This window comes from Mycobacterium colombiense, assembly GCF_001665835.1.
GTDB lineage: Bacteria > Actinomycetota > Actinomycetes > Mycobacteriales > Mycobacteriaceae > Mycobacterium > Mycobacterium colombiense_A.
In genome coordinates this window covers 80708-97754 of record NZ_LZSX01000039.1, presented here as the reverse complement: position 1 = coordinate 97754, position 17047 = coordinate 80708, and the positions used below count along the sequence as shown (strand labels likewise).

At 66.0% G+C, this 17047-nt stretch carries 12 protein-coding genes; 5 read left to right on the top strand and 7 right to left on the bottom strand.

The genetic code is table 11. The features are described from left to right. Positions 1 to 181: 181 nt before the first annotated feature. Positions 182 to 832, bottom strand: coding sequence for a GntR family transcriptional regulator (locus A5760_RS09880; protein ID WP_064880133.1), 651 nt, complete (start codon positions 830 to 832; stop codon positions 182 to 184). A gap of 67 nt (positions 833 to 899) precedes the next feature. Between A5760_RS09880 and A5760_RS09875 the strand changes: the two genes are divergently transcribed. From A5760_RS09875 to A5760_RS09865, 3 genes are read left to right on the top strand one after another with little or no spacing between them, the layout of a single operon-like run. Continuing rightward, complete coding sequence (locus A5760_RS09875; RefSeq protein ID WP_064880131.1) at positions 900 to 2276, top strand: LLM class flavin-dependent oxidoreductase; 1377 nt, start codon at positions 900 to 902, stop codon at positions 2274 to 2276. Beyond that, complete coding sequence (locus tag A5760_RS09870; protein WP_064880129.1) at positions 2269 to 3453, top strand: CaiB/BaiF CoA transferase family protein; 1185 nt, start codon at positions 2269 to 2271, stop codon at positions 3451 to 3453. Before A5760_RS09875 ends, A5760_RS09870 begins: the two co-directional genes overlap by 8 nt. Before the next feature lie 16 nt (positions 3454 to 3469). Continuing rightward, entirely contained in the window at positions 3470 to 4384 is a 915-nt protein-coding gene (locus A5760_RS09865; RefSeq protein WP_064880127.1) for an HpcH/HpaI aldolase/citrate lyase family protein, read from the top strand. Between the two features lie 121 nt (positions 4385 to 4505). Here the strand turns inward: A5760_RS09865 and A5760_RS09860 are convergent, their stop codons facing one another. Genes A5760_RS09860 through prpD form a run of 4 tightly spaced genes read right to left on the bottom strand, consistent with a single transcriptional unit; the run spans position 4506 to position 11441 of the window. Beyond that, complete coding sequence (locus tag A5760_RS09860) at positions 4506 to 7889, bottom strand: pyruvate carboxylase (protein WP_064880125.1); 3384 nt, start codon at positions 7887 to 7889, stop codon at positions 4506 to 4508. A gap of 5 nt (positions 7890 to 7894) precedes the next feature. Beyond that, complete coding sequence (locus A5760_RS09855) at positions 7895 to 9022, bottom strand: bifunctional 2-methylcitrate synthase/citrate synthase (protein ID WP_064880123.1); 1128 nt, start codon at positions 9020 to 9022, stop codon at positions 7895 to 7897. Further along, positions 9019 to 9936, bottom strand: a complete 918-nt coding sequence (gene prpB, locus A5760_RS09850) for a methylisocitrate lyase (protein ID WP_064880121.1) — start codon at positions 9934 to 9936, stop codon at positions 9019 to 9021. Before prpB ends, A5760_RS09855 begins: the two co-directional genes overlap by 4 nt. After that, positions 9936 to 11441 carry a 2-methylcitrate dehydratase PrpD gene (gene prpD / locus A5760_RS09845; protein ID WP_064880119.1) on the bottom strand — a complete coding sequence of 502 codons (1506 nt, stop codon included), beginning with the start codon at positions 11439 to 11441 and terminating at the stop codon, positions 9936 to 9938. The genes prpB and prpD overlap by 1 nt, the downstream gene beginning before the upstream one ends. 118 nt (positions 11442 to 11559) lie before the next feature. Here prpD and A5760_RS09840 point away from each other — a divergent pair, with 118 nt between their 5' ends. Then, entirely contained in the window at positions 11560 to 12975 is a 1416-nt protein-coding gene (locus A5760_RS09840) for a short-chain fatty acyl-CoA regulator family protein (RefSeq protein WP_064880117.1), read from the top strand. A gap of 375 nt (positions 12976 to 13350) precedes the next feature. Here A5760_RS09840 and A5760_RS09835 read toward each other — a convergent pair whose 3' ends face one another. Continuing rightward, positions 13351 to 13836: a MarR family winged helix-turn-helix transcriptional regulator gene (locus tag A5760_RS09835; protein ID WP_064880115.1), complete on the bottom strand. Its 486-nt coding sequence runs from the start codon at positions 13834 to 13836 to the stop codon at positions 13351 to 13353. A 141-nt stretch (positions 13837 to 13977) separates the two neighbouring features. On the opposite strand from A5760_RS09835, the gene A5760_RS09830 reads away from it, so the two are divergent. Further along, complete coding sequence (locus A5760_RS09830) at positions 13978 to 15108, top strand: spirocyclase AveC family protein (protein WP_082279412.1); 1131 nt, start codon at positions 13978 to 13980, stop codon at positions 15106 to 15108. Between the two features lie 172 nt (positions 15109 to 15280). On the opposite strand, the gene A5760_RS09825 is transcribed toward A5760_RS09830, so the two are convergent. Next, positions 15281 to 16927, bottom strand: a complete 1647-nt coding sequence (locus A5760_RS09825; protein WP_064880111.1) for a GMC family oxidoreductase — start codon at positions 16925 to 16927, stop codon at positions 15281 to 15283. Positions 16928 to 17047: the final 120 nt, after the last annotated feature.

Sequence of the window (17047 nt, the reverse complement as noted above, 5' to 3'; positions counted from 1 at the left end):
GGCCGACGCTCCTGCGGCACCACCAGTGCCTACCTCGTCCAGTCCGACGCCACCGCCCGCGCCACCAGCACCCGCGCCCCAGGTGCCATACGGCGGGGGCGCGGGCGGTACCACCAACGGCGGCGGAGCAGGAGCCGGTGGCGGAGCGGGCGGCGGCGGCTGAGCCTATCCGGGAACGTCGCTAACCGTCGCGGCGCTGCTCCAGCCACTCGGCCAGCGAGCGTCCGGCGTCCAGCACATGTCGTTCGGCGATGGTGCGCGCCCGCTCGGCGTCTTTGTCACCAAGGGCGTCCAGCAATTCCTGGTGTTCATCGAGTGAGTGCTTCTCGTGCTCGGGGAACAGGGTCAGGAAATTGCTCGGCACCACCCGGGCGGCCTGCTTGATCTGATTCAGCAGCCGCGGCGAGTGCGCGGCACGGTGGATCATCTGGTGGAAATGCCAGTTGGCCTCGCCGATGCTGTCGTCGCCGGACCGCGCGACGACGTCGGCCGCGAGTTCACGCAGCGTCTCGAGTTCTTGCGCCTCGATCCGCCCGGCGGCCCACGCCGCGGCCTGCCCGGTCAGCACACCGAGAATGGTGAAGCTGTCCAGCACGTCATCCGGGCTGATGCCGAGCACCGTCACGCCGCTGCGCGGGGCGACTTGGACCAACCCTTCGAAGGACAGCTCCAGCAGCGCCTCTCGCACCGGCGTGCGGCTGGTCGCGAATTCCTCGGTGATGGCGTCGAGGTCGACACGTGACCCGGCGGGCAGGGCGCCGGTGAGAATCCGGTCGCGCAGCTCGCGCGCGGCGCGCTCGCGGACGGTTCCGGAGATGTCGATGCCTGCCACCTGCGCAGAATACCAAACGGCAGATCTAACGTTTGATATCTGAAATATCAGATGTTACGTTTCAATCATGCGTACCGACAAAATGGCGCTCGTCGCCTTCATGCAGGCCGGCAGCACTTCCGTCTACGCGGGCTCGTGGCGGCACCCCGCAACCGAGCACCGGTACCTGGATGCGTCCTATTACGCCAAGATCGGCCGTCAGCTCGAAGAGGGCTGCTTCGATCTGATGTTCTTCGACGATCGCTTGGCGATGCCGGGGGTTTACGGCGGCTCGGTGGACGAAGCCGTCCAGTACGGCGCCCGCCCGGTCAAGCTGGACCTCAGCGTGATCCTCGGCGTCCTCGCGCAGGCCACGTCGAAAATCGGCCTGGGCGCCACCTACTCCACGACCTACTACCAGCCGTTCCACGTCGCGCGGACCTTCGCCTCGCTGGATCACCTTTCCGGCGGCCGCGCCGCGTGGAACGTGGTCACCTCGGTCAACGACAGCGAAGCGCAGAACTTCGGCGTCGACGCCCACCTCGGCCACGACGAACGTTACGACCGCGCCGACGAATTCATGGATGTGGTGACCGGCCTGTGGGACACCTGGGAGGACGACGCCGTCCTGCACGACCGGCTGTCCGGGCAGTACGCGGACCCCAGCAAGGTGCACGAGTTGGGGCACGTCGGCCAGTTCTTCTCCGCGCGCGGCCCGTTGACGGTGCCGCGCACGCCGCAGGGCCGCCCGGTCATCATCCAGGCCGGCTCGTCGGGCCGCGGCCGCGAATTCGCTTCGCGGTGGGCCGAATTGATCTTCACCGGCGATCCGGGTATCGACGTCGCGCGCAGCCACTACGCGGACCAGAAAGACCGGATCGCCGACGCCGGCCGCGATCCCGCCACCGTCCGCATCTGCCCCATGGCATACGCTGTCGTCGGCGAGTCGGAAGCCCACGCCAAGGAGCGCGAAGCCATGTTCCTCGATGATCTGGTTCATCCCATCGCATCCCTGACGCTCTTATCCGAGTTGATGAATTACGACTTCGCGCAACACGATCTCGACGCCCCGATTACCGACGAACTACTCGCCTCGGTCTCCGGAATCCGCGGACTGGTGCAGAACCTACGCACCCACATTTCTTCCGAGGGCGGGGGCCGCCCTGTCACGTTGCGTGACCTCGTCAACCATCGAGCCACCCTGCTGCAGGGGCCGCGTTTCGTCGGCACGGGTCAGCAGGTCGCCGATCAGATGGCGGACTGGTTCGAAACCGGCGCCTGCGACGGATTCGTGTTGGCTGCAACGCATTTGCCCGGAGCATTCGAAGACGTCGTGCGCATGGTGGTTCCGGAGCTGCAACGTCGGGGTTTGTTCCGCACCGGGTACGAGTCGTCGACGCTGCGGGGACACCTTGGGCTGCAGCGTCCTTCGAACGCTCGGGTGGCTGCCGGTGTCAATGCTTGACGGGCTGCGGGTACTCGACCTCGCCACCCTGGCCGCCGCGCCGCTGGTGGCGACCTATCTGGGCGAGTTCGGCGCCGACGTGATCAAGGTCGAAGAGCCCAGGCATGGCGATCCGATCCGGGGGTGGGGTAATCAGCGCGACGGCGTGGGGCTGATGTGGAAGTCGTTGTCGCGCAACAAGCGATCGATCACCCTGGACCTGCGCTGCGCCGAGGGGCAGGCGCTGGCGCGCCGCCTGGTGGGGCATGCCGACGTCGTCATCGTCAACACCCGTCCGCAGACCTTGCGCAAGTGGGGCCTGGACTACGAGAGCCTGCGCGCGGTCAACGACCGGATCGTGATGCTGCACATCACGGGTTACGGGTTGACCGGCCCGAAGAGTGAGCGCCCGGGGTTCGGCACGCTGGGGGAGGCGATGAGCGGGTTCGCCCACATCACCGGCCAGGCCGGCGGTCCGCCCACGCTGCCGCCGTTCATGCTGGCCGACGGTGTGGCTTCACTGAACGCCGCCTACGCGGTGATGATGGCGCTGTATCACCGCGACGTGCACGGTGGACCGGGTCAGCTGATCGACGTGAACCTGATCGACCCGCTGGCCCGCCTGCTCGAACAGACGTTGTTGGGCTATGACCAGTTGGGTCTGGTGCCCGAGCGGTCCGGCAATCGGTGGGACATTTCGGCGCCCCGCAACACCTATCAGACGGCCGACGGGCGGTGGCTGGCCATGTCAGGGAGCTCGCCGGCGCTGGCGCTGCGGGTGTTCCGGGCGATCGGACGAGACGACCTGGTGGCAGACCCCGACTTCTCCGATCCGCAGCGCCGGCTTGCCAGAGCGCGTGAGGTCGACGCCGTGGTGGCCGATTGGGTTGGGGCAAAGACACTTTCGGAGGCGATGGAGGTCTTCGACGCCCACGAGGTGGCCGCGGCCCCGGTCTATGACATCGGCGATCTGGTCGCCGACGAGCAGCTGGCGCATCGTGAGGTGTTCATCTCGGTCGACGATGCACAGCTCGGGGCGATGAAGGTGCAGGCTCCCGTGCCACGTTTCTCATCGGCGCCCGGCACGGTCGGCCACCTAGGACCGCGCCTCGGCGAACACAACGCCGAAGTCTACGGCCAACTACTCGGCTTGACTGCCAACGACATTGACGATCTGCGCGCCCGCGGCGTGTTGTGACAGAAGGAATTCACTTGTGACCGATCTGCTCCGCCGTTCCGAACTCGCGGTGCCCGCGAGCAACGACAACATGTTCGAGAAGGGCGCCCGGTGCGGCGCCGATCTGGTGTTCCTCGATCTCGAGGACGCGGTGCCGGTGGCCTTCAAGGAGGAGTCGCGCGCCAAGGCGATCGCCGCGCTCAACGACATCGACTGGGGCCGCACGGCCCGCGCCATCCGGATCAACGGCCTGGACACCCGGTGGTGCCACGACGACGTCGTCGATGTGGTGACCAAAGCCGGCCAGAACCTCGACACGATCATCATTCCGAAAGCCCGTCGGGCCCGCGACGTCTGGTGGGTGGACGTGCTACTCACCCAACTGGAGGCGAAACTCGGCCTGGACAGAGCCATTCGGCTCGAGGTGCTCATCGAAGAGGTGGAAGGCCTGGCCAACGCCGAAGAGATCGCGGCGGCCAGCCCTCGCCTGGATGCCCTGATCTTCGGCGTCGGCGACTTCTCGCTGTCGCAGGGCGCGCGGGTGGACACCAACTTCGCCCCGCTCGGCGAATACCCGGGCGAATTCTGGGCTTACGCGCGCAATAAAGTGATCGTGGCCGCGCGCATCGCCGGCATCGACGCTATCGACGCGCCGTATCCCGACTACCGGGACCTGTCGGGCTACGAGCGTGACGCCCGGCGAGCGTCGCTGCTCGGCTACACCGGCAAGTGGGCGATCCATCCCGACCAGGTACCCGTGGCCAACGAGGTCTACGCCCCGACCGCCGACGAAATCGCGCGGGCCGAAGCCAATGTCGTCGCCTACCGGGAAGCCGAGGCAAAGGGCCGTGGCGCGGTCGGGGTGAACGGCGTCCTGGTCGACGCGGCCCACGTGAAGCAGGCCGAGCAGACGCTGGCGCGCGCCGCTCTGATCAAGAGCAGCCTCGCTTGATGGCGGCGACCCGCTTCGCCCGGCCACGGCCTGTAGTGGCGACCCGCTGCGCCCGGCTACGCCGCGCTTGCGATCGCCACGGCCGCGCTTGCGATCGCCACGGCCGCGCTTGCGATCGCCGCTAGTCGATCACCACCAGGAGGTCGCCGCCCTCCACCTGGGCGGTGTGCGACACCGCGATTCGTTCGACCTTGCCTGCCTTCGGGGTGGTGACGGCGGCCTCCATCTTCATCGCCTCGATCGTCGCGATGGTCTGGCCGGCTTCGACTTCCTCGCCGACCTCGGTGGTCACCGTCACGACGCCGGCAAAGGGCGCGGCGATGTGGTCCGGGTTGGCGCGGTCAGCCTTCTCGGCGGCGGGCACGTCCGAGGCGACGCTGCGGTCACGCACCACGACGGGACGCAGCTGACCGTTGAGGATGCACATCACGGTGCGCATGCCGCGTTCGTCGGCATCGGAGACGGCTTCCAGACCGATGAGTAGCTCCACACCGCGCTCGAGTTGGACGCGGTGTTCGTCCCCTTGGCGCAATCCGTAGAAGAACTGGTTGGCGCTGAGTCCGGATGTGTCGCCGTATTCCTCGCGGTGGTCTTCCAGATCTTTCGCCGGCCCGGGGAACAGCAACCGGTTCAGCGCCGCCTGCCGGCCGGTGCCCGGTGTAGCCAACGCCTTTTCGTCGTCGGCCGTCAGCTGCTGCTCCGGCTTGGCCGGACCGCGTCCCTCTAATGCCTTGGTGCGCAACGGCTCGGGCCAGCCGCCCGGCGGGTCGCCCAGTTCGCCGCGCAGAAAGCCGATGACCGATTCCGGGATGTCGTAGCGTGCGGGGTCGTCGGCGAATTCCTGCGCGCTGACGCCCGCTCCCACCAGCGCCAGCGCCAGGTCGCCGACGACCTTGCTGGATGGGGTGACCTTGACGAGGTGGCCCAGGATGGCATCGGCTCCGGCGTAGGCGTTTTCGATGTCCTCGAACCGGTCACCGAGTCCCAGCGCGATGGCCTGCTGGCGCAGGTTCGACAATTGGCCGCCGGGGATCTCGTGGTGGTAGACGCGACCCGTCGGCGCCGGCAGCCCGGATTCGAAGGGCGCGTAGACCTTTCGCAACGCCTCCCAGTATGGCTCCAGGTCGCAGACCGCCGGCAGTGACAGCCCGGTGTCGTAGGCCGTGTTGGCCGCGGCGGCCACGATCGACGACAGCGCGGGCTGGCTAGTGGTTCCCGCGAGTGGGGCCGCGGCACCGTCGACGGCGTCGGCCCCGGCGTGCCAGGCCGCCACATAGGTGGCCAGCTGCCCGCCCGGGGTGTCGTGGGTGTGCACGTGCACCGGTAAATCGAAGCGGGACTTGAGCGCCGAGACGAGGGTCGCGGCCGCCGGTGCACGCAGCAGGCCGGCCATGTCCTTGATCGCCAGCACGTGTGCGCCCGCATCGACGATCTGTTCGGCCAGCTTCAGGTAATAGTCAAGGGTGTACAGCTTTTCGGCCGGATCGCTGAGATCACCGGTGTAGGACATCGCCACCTCGGCAATGGCCGCACTCGTTTCCCGGACGGCGTCGATGGCGGGTCGCATCGAGTCGACATTGTTCAGCGCATCGAAGATCCGGAAGATATCGATGCCGGTCGCCGTCGCCTCCTCGACGAACGCCGTGGTGACCGTCTCCGGATAAGGCGTGTAGCCGACGGTGTTGCGCCCGCGCAACAACATCTGCAGGCAGATGTTGGGCAGCGCCTCGCGCAGCGTTGCCAGCCGCTCCCACGGATCTTCCTTCAAAAAGCGCAGCGCCACATCGTAAGTCGCCCCGCCCCAGCATTCGATGGACAGCAGCTGAGGCGTGGTCCGGGCGATGTAGGGCGCCACCTTGATCAGGCCGCTGGTGCGCACCCGCGTGGCCAGCAGGGACTGGTGCGCGTCGCGGAACGTGGTGTCGGTGACGCCGACGCCGGGCGACTCGCGCAGCCAGGCCGCGAATCGCTCCGGCCCGAGTTCGGTCAACCGCTGCTTGGATCCCGCCGGCGGGTCAGCCGACAGGTCGATGTCGGGCAACTTGTCGTGCGGGTACACCGCCGACGGACGCTCACCGTGTGGCTTGTTGACGGTGACATCGGCCAGGTAGTTGAGAATCTTGGTACCGCGGTCGGCGGAACTGCGCGCGGTGAGCAGCTGCGGGCGCTCCTCGATGAACGACGTCGTGATCCGGCCGGCCTGAAAGTCAGGGTCATCCAGGACCGCTTGCAGGAACGGAATATTCGTCGAGACACCACGGATCCGGAACTCGGCGACCGCGCGTCGCGCCCGGCGCACCGCCGTGGCGAAGTCGCGGCCCCGGCAGGTCAGCTTGATCAGCATCGAGTCGAAGTGCGCGCTGATGTCCGCGCCCAGCGTCGTGCCGCCGTCCAACCGGATTCCCGCGCCGCCCGGGGTGCGGTAGGCGGTGATCCGGCCGGTGTCCGGGCGGAAGCCGTTCGCCGGATCCTCGGTGGTGATCCGGCACTGCAGCGCCGCGCCGTGCGGAACGACCGAATCCTGGCTCAAGCCAATGTCTTCCAGGCTTTGCCCGCCAGCGATCCGCAGCTGCGCCGACACCAGGTCGACATCGGTGATCTCCTCGGTCACCGTGTGCTCCACCTGGATGCGCGGGTTCATCTCGATGAACACGTGGTTGCCGCGTTCGTCGAGTAAGAATTCCACCGTGCCGGCACACGTATAGCCGATACTGCGCGCGAAAGCCACCGCGTCCGCGCAGATCTTTTGGCGCAGTTCAGGGTCCAGGTTGGGTGCCGGTGCGATCTCGACGACTTTCTGGTGCCGACGCTGCACGCTGCAGTCCCGCTCGTAGAGGTGCATGACGTTGCCCTGGGTGTCGGCCAGGATCTGCACCTCGATGTGCCGCGGATTGATCACCGCCTGCTCGAGAAACACCGAGGCATCCCCGAATGCGGACTCGGCCTCACGGCTGGCGGCCTCGATCGCCTCTGGCAGCGACGCGGCGTCGGCCACCCGGCGCATCCCGCGCCCGCCGCCACCGGCGACCGCCTTGACGAACAGCGGGAACGTCATCGACTCGGCGGCCGCCAGCAGCTCGTCCACCGACGTCGAGGGCGCCGAGGAAGCCAGCACCGGAAGGCCTGCTTCGCGCGCCGCCGCGATCGCCCGCGATTTGTTACCGGTGAGCTTCAGCACCTCGGCGTTCGGCCCGACGAAGGTGATGCCCGCCGCCGCGCAGGCCGCCGCCAGGTCCGGGTTCTCCGATAGGAAGCCGTAGCCGGGATAGATCGCGTCCGCTCCGCACGCCTGCGCCGTCTCCACGATGTTGTCGATCGACAGGTACGCGCGGACCGGGTGCCCCTCCTCACCGATTTGGTAGGACTCGTCGGCCTTCAGCCGATGCACGGAATTGCGGTCCTCGTAGGGATAGATCGCGACCGTGCCGATTTCCAGCTCATAGGCCGCGCGGAACGCGCGGATCGCGATCTCCCCGCGATTGGCGACCAGTACCTTCGCAAACACGGTATTTACGATAGAGCGCGCTGCGGAGGTCCGACATACTCGCTCAGCGGACGGATCAACGCGTTGGACGCGGTCTGCTCCATGATGTGCGCCGTCCAGCCGGTGATCCGGCTCATCACGAAGATCGGCGTGAAGATGCCGATGTCGAAGCCCATCAGGTGATAGGCGGGTCCGGTCGGGAAGTCCAGGTTGGGTTTGATGCCGTTGGCCTCGGCCATGCCCTTCTCCAGGACTTCGTAGATGTCGAGCCACTTTTGGCCGTCGCGTGCCGCGGCGACGCGCCCGAGCGCCTCCTTCATGGTCGGCACCCGCGAGTCACCGCTTTTGTACACCCGGTGGCCGAACCCCATGATCTTGTCCTTGCGAGCCAGCTTGCCCCGCAGCCATTCGGCGGCCCTGTCGGCGGTGCCGATGTCGAGCATGTCGTGCATGACGGCCTCGTTGGCGCCGCCGTGCAGCGGGCCCTTGAGCGCGCCGATGGCGGCCGTGACCGCGCTGTAGATGTCGGACTGGGTAGAGGTCACCACGCGCGCGGCGAAGGTCGAGGCGTTGAAGCTGTGCTCGGCGTAGAGGACCATCGACTGCTCGAAGGCGTCCACCACGACCTGCTCGGGCACGTCACCGAAGCACATGTGCAGAAAATTCTGCGCGTAGTTCATGTGGCTGTGTGGGCCGATCGGGTCCAGGCCACGCCGGCGGCGCATGTCGGCGGCCACGATGGTGGGCAGCACCGCGAACATCCGCAATGCCTTGGCGTAGTTGGCCGTCGGGCTGCTGTCGTCCTCTTCGGGGTCTTCGGCGCCCATCGAGCTGATGAAGGTGCGCACCACGTCCATCGGGTGGCAGGTCTCGGGCAGCTTGGCCAACAACGACAGCTGAGATCGGTTCAGCCGGCGCGCCGCTCGTTCCCGCTGGGTGAACAGCGCGAGCTGTTGCTCGTCGGGAAGTTCGCCATGCCAGAGCAGGTAGGCGACCTGCTCGAAGCTGCGATGCGCCGCCAGGTCCTGGACCGCATACCCGCGGTAGGTCAGGGAGTTGGTCTCCGGGACGACCTTGGAGATGGCGGTGGTGTCGACGACCACACCGGCCAGGCCCTTGTAGATGCGGGGTTGGTTATCTTCGATGGCATTCATTGCGCTTCTCCTCCGAGGGCGAAGTTGTAGATATCGGAATCGAATTGGTTGTAGTCGGCATAGCGCAGCAGCTCGTACAGTCGGCCGCGGTGTTGCATGCGGTCCAACAGACCGGATTGTGTTCCCTGGTCCGCCATTTCGCGCAGGCCGGCCTCGACGGCGTGCATGGCCAGCCGCAACGTGGTCACCGGGTAGATCACCACGTTGTAGCCGATGTCGGAGAGCTGCTGGGCGGTCAGGAGCTCCGACTTGCCGAACTCCGTCATGTTGGCCAGCAGCGGCGCGTCCACGGCGGCGCGGAACTGCTCGAATTCGCCTGGTGTGTGCAGGGCTTCGGTGAAGATCAGGTCGGCGCCCGCGTCGGCGTAGGCCTTCGCACGGTCGATCGCCGCGGACAGGCCCTCGATGCCGGCGGCGTCGGTGCGCGCGCAGACGATGAAGTTCGGGTCCCTGCGGGCTGTCACGGCGGCGCGCAGGCGTTTGATCATCTCGGCGGCCGGCACCACGGCCTTGCCGTCGAGATGCCCGCACCGCTTGGGGTTTTCCTGGTCTTCGAAATGGCAGCCGGCCAGCCCGGCGTCTTCCAGCACGGTCACGGTGCGCGCGGCGCTCATCGGCTCGCCGAAGCCGGTGTCGGCGTCGATCAGGGTGGGCAGGTCGGTGACCGCCGCGATCTGCGCCCCGCGGCCGGCGACTTCGGTCAGGGTGGTCAGGCCGATGTCGGGCAGGCCGAGGTCGGCCGACAGTACCGCCCCGGACACGTACACCCCTTCGAACCCGAGCTCGGCCACCAGCTTGGCGACCAGTGGCGAGAAGGCGCCCGGGAGCCGTTGCAACCGAGCACTTTCCAGTGCGGCACGGAATTGCGCCCGCTTGATCGACGCCGGCAGGGTGCCGCCGATCAGCCCGCTCATCAGAAGATCCCCGAGGGAATCGTGGGCGCCCGGTCGAGCACCAGCGGAGCGACCGTGATGTTCAACGCGCCCAGCGCGCCAGGTTGCAGGTCCGAGAGGGCCTCAGCCGCGGAGAGGAAGCGCCGCTGCTCGGTGTCGCTGACGACGCCCTCGGCCAGTTCGTGGAACTTTCCGATGTATTGCTCGCGCGCAAACGGCCTGGCCCCCAGGGGATGTGCGTCGGCGACGGCGATCTCGTCGACGATGACCTCACCGTTTTTGAGGGTCACCTCGGCACGGGCTCCAAACGCCTTCTCGCCCGGATCCGGGGAGTGGTAACGCCGGGTCCACTCGGGATCTTCGACCGTCGAAACCTTGCGCCAGAGCTCGATGGTGTCAGGCCGGTGTGCCCGCTCGGGCGCGTAAGACCTTTCGTGATGCCAGGTTCCGTCCTGCAAGGCGACGGCGAAGATGTACATCACGGAGTGGTCCAGCGTTTCGCGGGAGGCATCCGGGTCGAATTTCTGCGGATCGCCTGCTCCGGTGCCGATCACGTAGTGGGTGTGGTGGCTGGTGTGCAGCACGATCGTCGCGATCTGGTCGAGATCGCCGATGCTGTCCCGCATTCGGCGGGCCAGGTCGATCAGCGCCTGGCTCTGGTATTCGGCCGAGTGCTCCTTGGTGTAGCTGTCCAGGATGGCGCGCTTGGGTTCGCCCGGCTCGGGCAGCGCAACCTGGTAGGTGTGCTCAGGACCCGAGAGCAGCCAGGCGATCACCCCGTCCTCGCCCTCCCAGATCGGGGCGGGTGCGTCCTCGCCGCGCATGGCGCGGTCGACGGCCTCGATGGCGACCTTGCCGGCCCAGGCGGGCGCGTACGCCTTCCAGCTGGAGATCAGGCCCTTGCGCGACTGCCGGGTGGACGTCGTCAGGTGCAGCGCCTGCCCGATCGCCTGATAGATGGTGTCCTTGTCCAGTCGCAGCATGGTGCCCAGCCCGGCGGCGACCGACGGGCCGAGGTGAGCGACGTGGTCAATCTTGTGCTCGTGCAGGCAGATTCCCTTGACCAGATCGATCTGGACCTCGTAACCCGTTGTGATGCCGCGGATCAGGTCGGCTCCGCCGATTCCGAGATGCTGGGCCACTGCCACCAGGGCCGGGATGTTGTCACCCGGGTGGGAGTACTCGGCGGCCAGGAAAGTGTCGTGGAAGTCCAGTTCGCGCACAGCGACGCCGTTGGCCCAGGCCGCCCATTCCGGGGAGTGGTCGCCCCGGATGCCGAAGACCTTGGCGCCCTTGAACGAGTTGGGGTGGGCCTGGGCCTGGGCTCGGGCGGCGGCTGTCGGACGGCGGGTCACCGAGGCGGCCGACACCGCGGCGTTGTCGATGATCCGGTTGATCACCATCGTCTCGGTGTCGGCGGGCACGGCGACCGGGTCGGCCGCGACCTCCGCGATCTTCCAGGCCAGGTGCTCATTCCGTGGGAAGTCTTCGGCGCTGCGTCGGGTTCGGACGTCATGAAGGCGCATAAGCCGCACAGTACGCAAAGCCGCATGCGAGGTAAATGCCCTGTAAAGGCGTAATCGTGTGTCCTCACCCGCCGCATTTTGCGAACTTTGTGAAAGGCGCGGGCGTATCGTGTGATGGGTGGCGAAGACGTTCGCCGGAGCGCGGCTACGGCGATTACGCGAGGAGCAGGGGCTGACCCAAGTGGCGCTGGCGCGCGTCCTGGGACTGTCGACCAGCTACGTCAACCAGCTGGAAAACGATCAGCGCCCGATCACGGTGCCGGTGCTGCTCACCCTCGCCGAGCGGTTCGATTTGCCGACGCACTATTTCGCACCGGAATCCGACGCCCGCCTGGTGTCGGATCTACGCGAAGTCCTGGCCGACGCGTCTGCCACCGCAGGGCAAGTCGAGGAGTTGGTCGCCCGGATGCCGGCGATCGGGCAGACACTGGTCAATCTGCACCGCCGGCTGCACGACACCACCGCCGACCTCGAAGCGCTGCACAGTCGCGCCAACCTCGACACGTCGGGAATGTCCCAGCAGCCAATGCCTTTCGAAGAGGTCCGCGACTTCTTCTACGACCGCAAGAACTACATTGGCGAACTGGACACCGCTGCCGAAGACCTGTTCAACGAGAACCGTTTGCGCATTGGCGGTCTCGACGGCCAGCTGGCACGGTTGCTCGCCGACAAACTTGACGTCACGGTGGTGATCGACGACGGCCAGGCGCTAGATCCCAACTCCAAACGGCTGTTTGCGCCCGAATCGAAGACCCTGTATCTGGCCCGGTGGCTTCACCCCGGCCAGCGTGCCTTTCAGCTCGCCACCCAGATCGCCCTGCTGACCCAGGACAGGTTGATCACCGGGATCATCGCCGGCGACGATCAGCTCAGCGACGATGCGCGCGGCGTCGCCCGCATCGGCCTGGCGAACTATTTCGCCGGCGCGCTGCTGTTGCCCTACCTGAGATTTCTGGATGCCGCCGAGGGCGTCCGCTACGACATCGACCAGCTGGCCAGGCGATTCGAGGTGGGGTTCGAAACCATCTGCCACCGGCTGTCCACCCTGCAACGCCCCAACGCCCGCGGCATTCCGTTCATCTTCGTTCGCACCGACAGCGCAGGGAACATCTCTAAACGCCAGTCCGCCACGGCATTTCACTTCTCCCGCGTCGGCGGAAACTGCCCGCTTTGGGTGGTGCACCACGCGTTTTCCCGGCCCGGCCAGTTCCTGACGCAGGTCGCACAGATGCCCGACGAGCGCACCTACTTCTGGATCGCCCGGACCACCGCGACTGAGCCGAGCCGCTACCTCGGCCCGGACAAGAGCTTCGCCATCGGGCTCGGCTGCGACGTCGCCCACGCCGAAAAACTCATCTACTCCGTCGGCATCGATCCGACCAACACCGAATCGACCGTGCCGATCGGGGCCGGCTGCAAGATCTGCGACCGGCCCGCCTGCCCGCAACGCGCCTTCCCGTATCTCGGCCGCCCGGTATATGTCGATCCGCACAGCAGCAGGGATCTGCCGTATCCACCGGCGATTACGACCTGAGGGCGGTCAGGTCGGGTCGCCCGCCGACGTCAGCGACGGACCCGACGCAGCAACCATTTCAGGAGCCCGAAAGCGAGCGGTATCGCGAGCAACCCCATGGCGATTGTCGCGATTCTCACGCCGACCAGCGACAGCATGCCCCGATGGACGCCGTCCCAGATGGCCAGGCCGCCACACGCGGGGAAGTGTAGGTTCTCATCTGGCCTGTCATTTTCTCATCGTCATGTCATGTCGATGTCATATATGACACGAAAGTGAGACGCAGACCGATCTAGCCTATCGCTGGCCCTCACGACCTGGCGGATAGTCCAATGCACCGCCGCCCAAGCGAAACAGCTTGCTATAGAGCCATATTCGCGGCGTGGCCGGACTCGATCAGCGGGTGTCGTCGGCCTTCCGCAGCGGATTTGGAACTGGCGACTCCGGAACACCGCTGAGCCTGCGGAGCGCAGCGATGCAGGCTTGGAGTTCTTCAAGAGCCACGCTGGCCGCCTTGGCTCGGAAGAACTCATGCAGCTGGCGCAACGACTCCTTTTGCACGCGCGCACCGCGCGGCGTCACCTGGATGCGGGTGACCCGTTTGTCGGCATTCGATGCCGTCCGTCGCAACAGATCCGCGGCGGCGAGCTTGTCGATGTCCGCGGTGATGGTACTCGGCAGCACGTTGAGGTATTCACTCAGTGAGCTGGGGCGGTCGAGCCCGGCGTGAACCAGAAAGATGATGCCGAGGGCGCGTTCAGAGATTCCATACTTGTTGGCCACCGGCATGGTGAGGGTCGCAATCATACGTTCGACGTCCATCACTGCTCCAAGAAAGTCGACGATGTCGGCGTCGTCGGCAGGTCCAAGGGCGTCGGTCACGACGCCATACGCTACCGCCTCAACGTCAGGCAGCGACTCAGCAGAATATTTCATTATATGAATAAACTGGGTTAATCTTCACCCTGGGGCGATGTTCGCCTCACGCGTCACTAGAGGTCGCGGGGATACGCGAGGAGTGCAATGAAGCCATCAGTTCCTGTCCACGAGCTCTCGGTCTCCAACCGGACCGTGCGCCCCCGCGCTATTTCACCTTGGCAGGCCCTGATCGGTTGGGTGATGGTGGCCGCGTTGGCGGTCCTCATTCTGGTGACCGCGGACAAGCATGGACCGGCGTCGCCCGAGAACGTGAATCCGGACGGCGTGGGCAAGCCGCCTCCGGTGCAGCCACTGTTACACCCCTTCGACTGGCTCGCGTGGGGACAGATATTGGGCGCTCTGCTCGCCGTTGGCACCATCGTCGCCTCTATTCTCGTCTGGAGGCGGCATCCCGGACAGCCGGTGATACTTATGGTCCTCGCCACCAGCACACTGTTTTGGTGGGATCCGATCAATAACTGGGCAATCGGCCTGGTCTACAACCCAAATCTTTGGCACTTTTCCCGAGATTGGCCGTGGCTCAACATCTCTCCGATTATTGAGCCGCTGACCTCCTTCATTTACGCGCCCTATGTCCTCGTTCCTTACTTCCTGGCCATGCCGATCCTGCGGACCATTCAGCGCCGCAGTGATCCGGGGGCCTTCGTCTGGCGCCATCCGCTGATCTCAATAGCCGTGCTGACGTTCGTCATCGGCGTCATCTGGGATGCTGCTCAAGAGATCCTCCTGACCCGTGCCCAGTTCCTCACATACAGCCACGTCATCGACTTCGGCTCGATCGATGCTGGCAAGAACAGTCAGTTCCCGCTGATGATGGCGAGCGGGCTCATCACGATCGTCATGATTCCGGCGTCGGTCCTGCTCTATCGCGACGACACCGGAAGATCCCAGGCGGAAAAGATTGCACAGCGATCGCGCCTGCATGCTCGTCGCCCCACGTTGGCTACCTTCCTGGTGATGGCGATTGTTGTGAATATCGCGATGATCACGTTTAGCTCAGCCTTTTGGCTGGTACGTGCGACTGGCGCAGCGTCCACCGTCGCCTGCCCGTGGCCGTACCCACAGGCGAAGACCTGGGATCCGCGCGGCTACTACCAATCTCAAGGAGCCCCGGGACCATTCACCGCCGGTAAGGCCAGTTCGTGGCAGATCGCGCAACCGGAAGGCCGACCGAGAGACATCGTTGTGCAGTCCGACCGCTGCAATTCCACGTGACCCTCCGCGGCGCGCGGCCAGGAAACAACGAAGCGGGTATGTTGCTTTCCGACAAGGGGTTTCGATACCCGAGGGGGATTCGAGTATCCGGTTGGCGCATTCGCCGCATGAGGATCTGACGATGCGTTCTGCCTTGGGACGGTGCGCGATCGGCGCGATCAGCCGACGAGCATCAAGCGCCGATTATCAGTTCGGCGGCCCGTTCTCCGATCATCATCGCCGCGGCATTCGTATTGCCTCCGACGATGCTCGGCATGATCGATGCATCGGCCACGCGCAGTCCCGCCACGCCCCTTACCCGTAGCGCGGGATCGACAACCGCGCGTTCGTCGGTGCCCATCCGGCACGTCCCGACCGGGTGATACACACCCGAACCGTTTCGTCGTACGAATTCCGCGAGGTCGGTGCCATTCTGGTCGGAGCCGGGCAGCACCTCACGACCAACCTCGCGTGCGATCGCCTTGTGTGCCAACGTCTCCCGCACGAGCTCCATGCCGGCCACCAGGGTCGCCAGATCCCGGGGTTCGGCCAGGTAGTTGGGATCGATGAGGGGAGCGGTGAACGGATCCGTCGAGGCCAGGCGCACGGTCCCCCGGCTCTCCGGATAGATCATCGTCGGCATGAGGGTTAACGCAGGTGACGAATCAGCGGCCAGGTGCAGGCCCGGGCTGTCCTGATTCTCGGGATAGCCCATCGGAAGGATGAACACCTGCAAGTCCGGAATGTCGGTGCCCGTCCGCACTCCGCTGTCGACGAAGCCCACGGCCTCGAACAGGGTGTGCGCCAGATATGTCGACCGCGGACGCACGCATTCGCGGATCGCCACTCCGGCAAAACTCAGTGGCGATGAACTTCGCCCGCCGGGCGCCCGGTAGCACATCGGTACGAACAGATGATCGTGCAGGTTGTCACCGACCGGCAGGTCCGCTATGACGTTGATCCCATGCTCACGCAAGTGGGCTGCATTGCCGATGCCGGAGAGCATCAGAAGTCGCGGCGAACCGAGCGACCCCGCGCTGACGATCACCTCGCTGCTCGCGCGCACAGGAGTCATCGGTCGCCGGTTGCGGCCCGTGACCAACTCCACTCCCACCGCCCGGCCATTTTCCACCATCACCCTGGTCGCGGTTGCGCCGGTGAGCACCCGCAAAGTCGGCGGTGCATCCCATAGGTACCCACGATCGGTGCCCACTCTTCGGCCGGCGCCGGCGCTCTGCTGAAGTGGCGCCACCCCGGCCTGCTGCGCACCGTTGTAGTCGTCGTTCATCCCGACGTCGGCAGTCGCCGCCAGCGCGACCATGTAGCTTTCGGTAACACTCGCCAGGCATGTGGCCCGTTCGACCGCAATTGGGCCGTCTCCGCCGCGCAGATCACTGGGACCGTCCTCGAAACTCTCCAGCCGTCGGAAGGAGGGCAGCACCTCGGAGAATCCCCAGCCCTTTGCCCCGTCGGCCGCCCAGTCGTCGTAGTTCTGCCGGTTTCCGCGTACAAACGCCATCCCGTTGATCACGCTGCCGCCGCCGAGTATCCGGCCGTGAGACTGGGGAAGCTTGCGGCCCTTCATATGTCGTTGCGGGACGCTATAAGCGGGCCAGGTGACCAACCGCTGCAGGGCGGTAGTCGCGTGAATGGCCCCACACATGCCCGGGACCGTGACCAGCGGGCTGCGCCGCTGGCGTCCCGACTCGATCAGAGTGACCGCGGCGCCCGTGTCGGCTAGGCGCCGGGCGATGATCGCCCCGGCGCTACCGGACCCCACAACGACGTAGTCGGCTGGCTCCGGCGCGGCGGGATCCTTCGTCGTCCGTGCTCGCTTCATCCCAATGCCTCCGTTGACACACTCAACTTCATTTCATAATCTGAAATATCTGCTGACGCTAACATAGTCGGCCCACGAAGAGGCGCCATCATGTGATCACGCTCAGACCTCACACCGCTC

What these genes read in the sequence shown, in the direction of transcription:
- A5760_RS09870 (WP_064880129.1), top strand. Translation starts at nt 2,269, where the DNA reads ATGCTTGACGGGCTGCGGGTACTCGACCTCGCCACCCTGGCCGCCGCG.
- prpD (WP_064880119.1), bottom strand. Translation starts at nt 11,441, where the DNA reads ATGCGCCTTCATGACGTCCGAACCCGACGCAGCGCCGAAGACTTCCCA.
- prpB (WP_064880121.1), bottom strand. Translation starts at nt 9,936, where the DNA reads ATGAGCGGGCTGATCGGCGGCACCCTGCCGGCGTCGATCAAGCGGGCG.
- A5760_RS09830 (WP_082279412.1), top strand. Translation starts at nt 13,978, where the DNA reads ATGAAGCCATCAGTTCCTGTCCACGAGCTCTCGGTCTCCAACCGGACC.
- A5760_RS09875 (WP_064880131.1), top strand. Translation starts at nt 900, where the DNA reads ATGCGTACCGACAAAATGGCGCTCGTCGCCTTCATGCAGGCCGGCAGC.
- A5760_RS09855 (WP_064880123.1), bottom strand. Translation starts at nt 9,022, where the DNA reads ATGAATGCCATCGAAGATAACCAACCCCGCATCTACAAGGGCCTGGCC.
- A5760_RS09825 (WP_064880111.1), bottom strand. Translation starts at nt 16,927, where the DNA reads ATGAAGCGAGCACGGACGACGAAGGATCCCGCCGCGCCGGAGCCAGCC.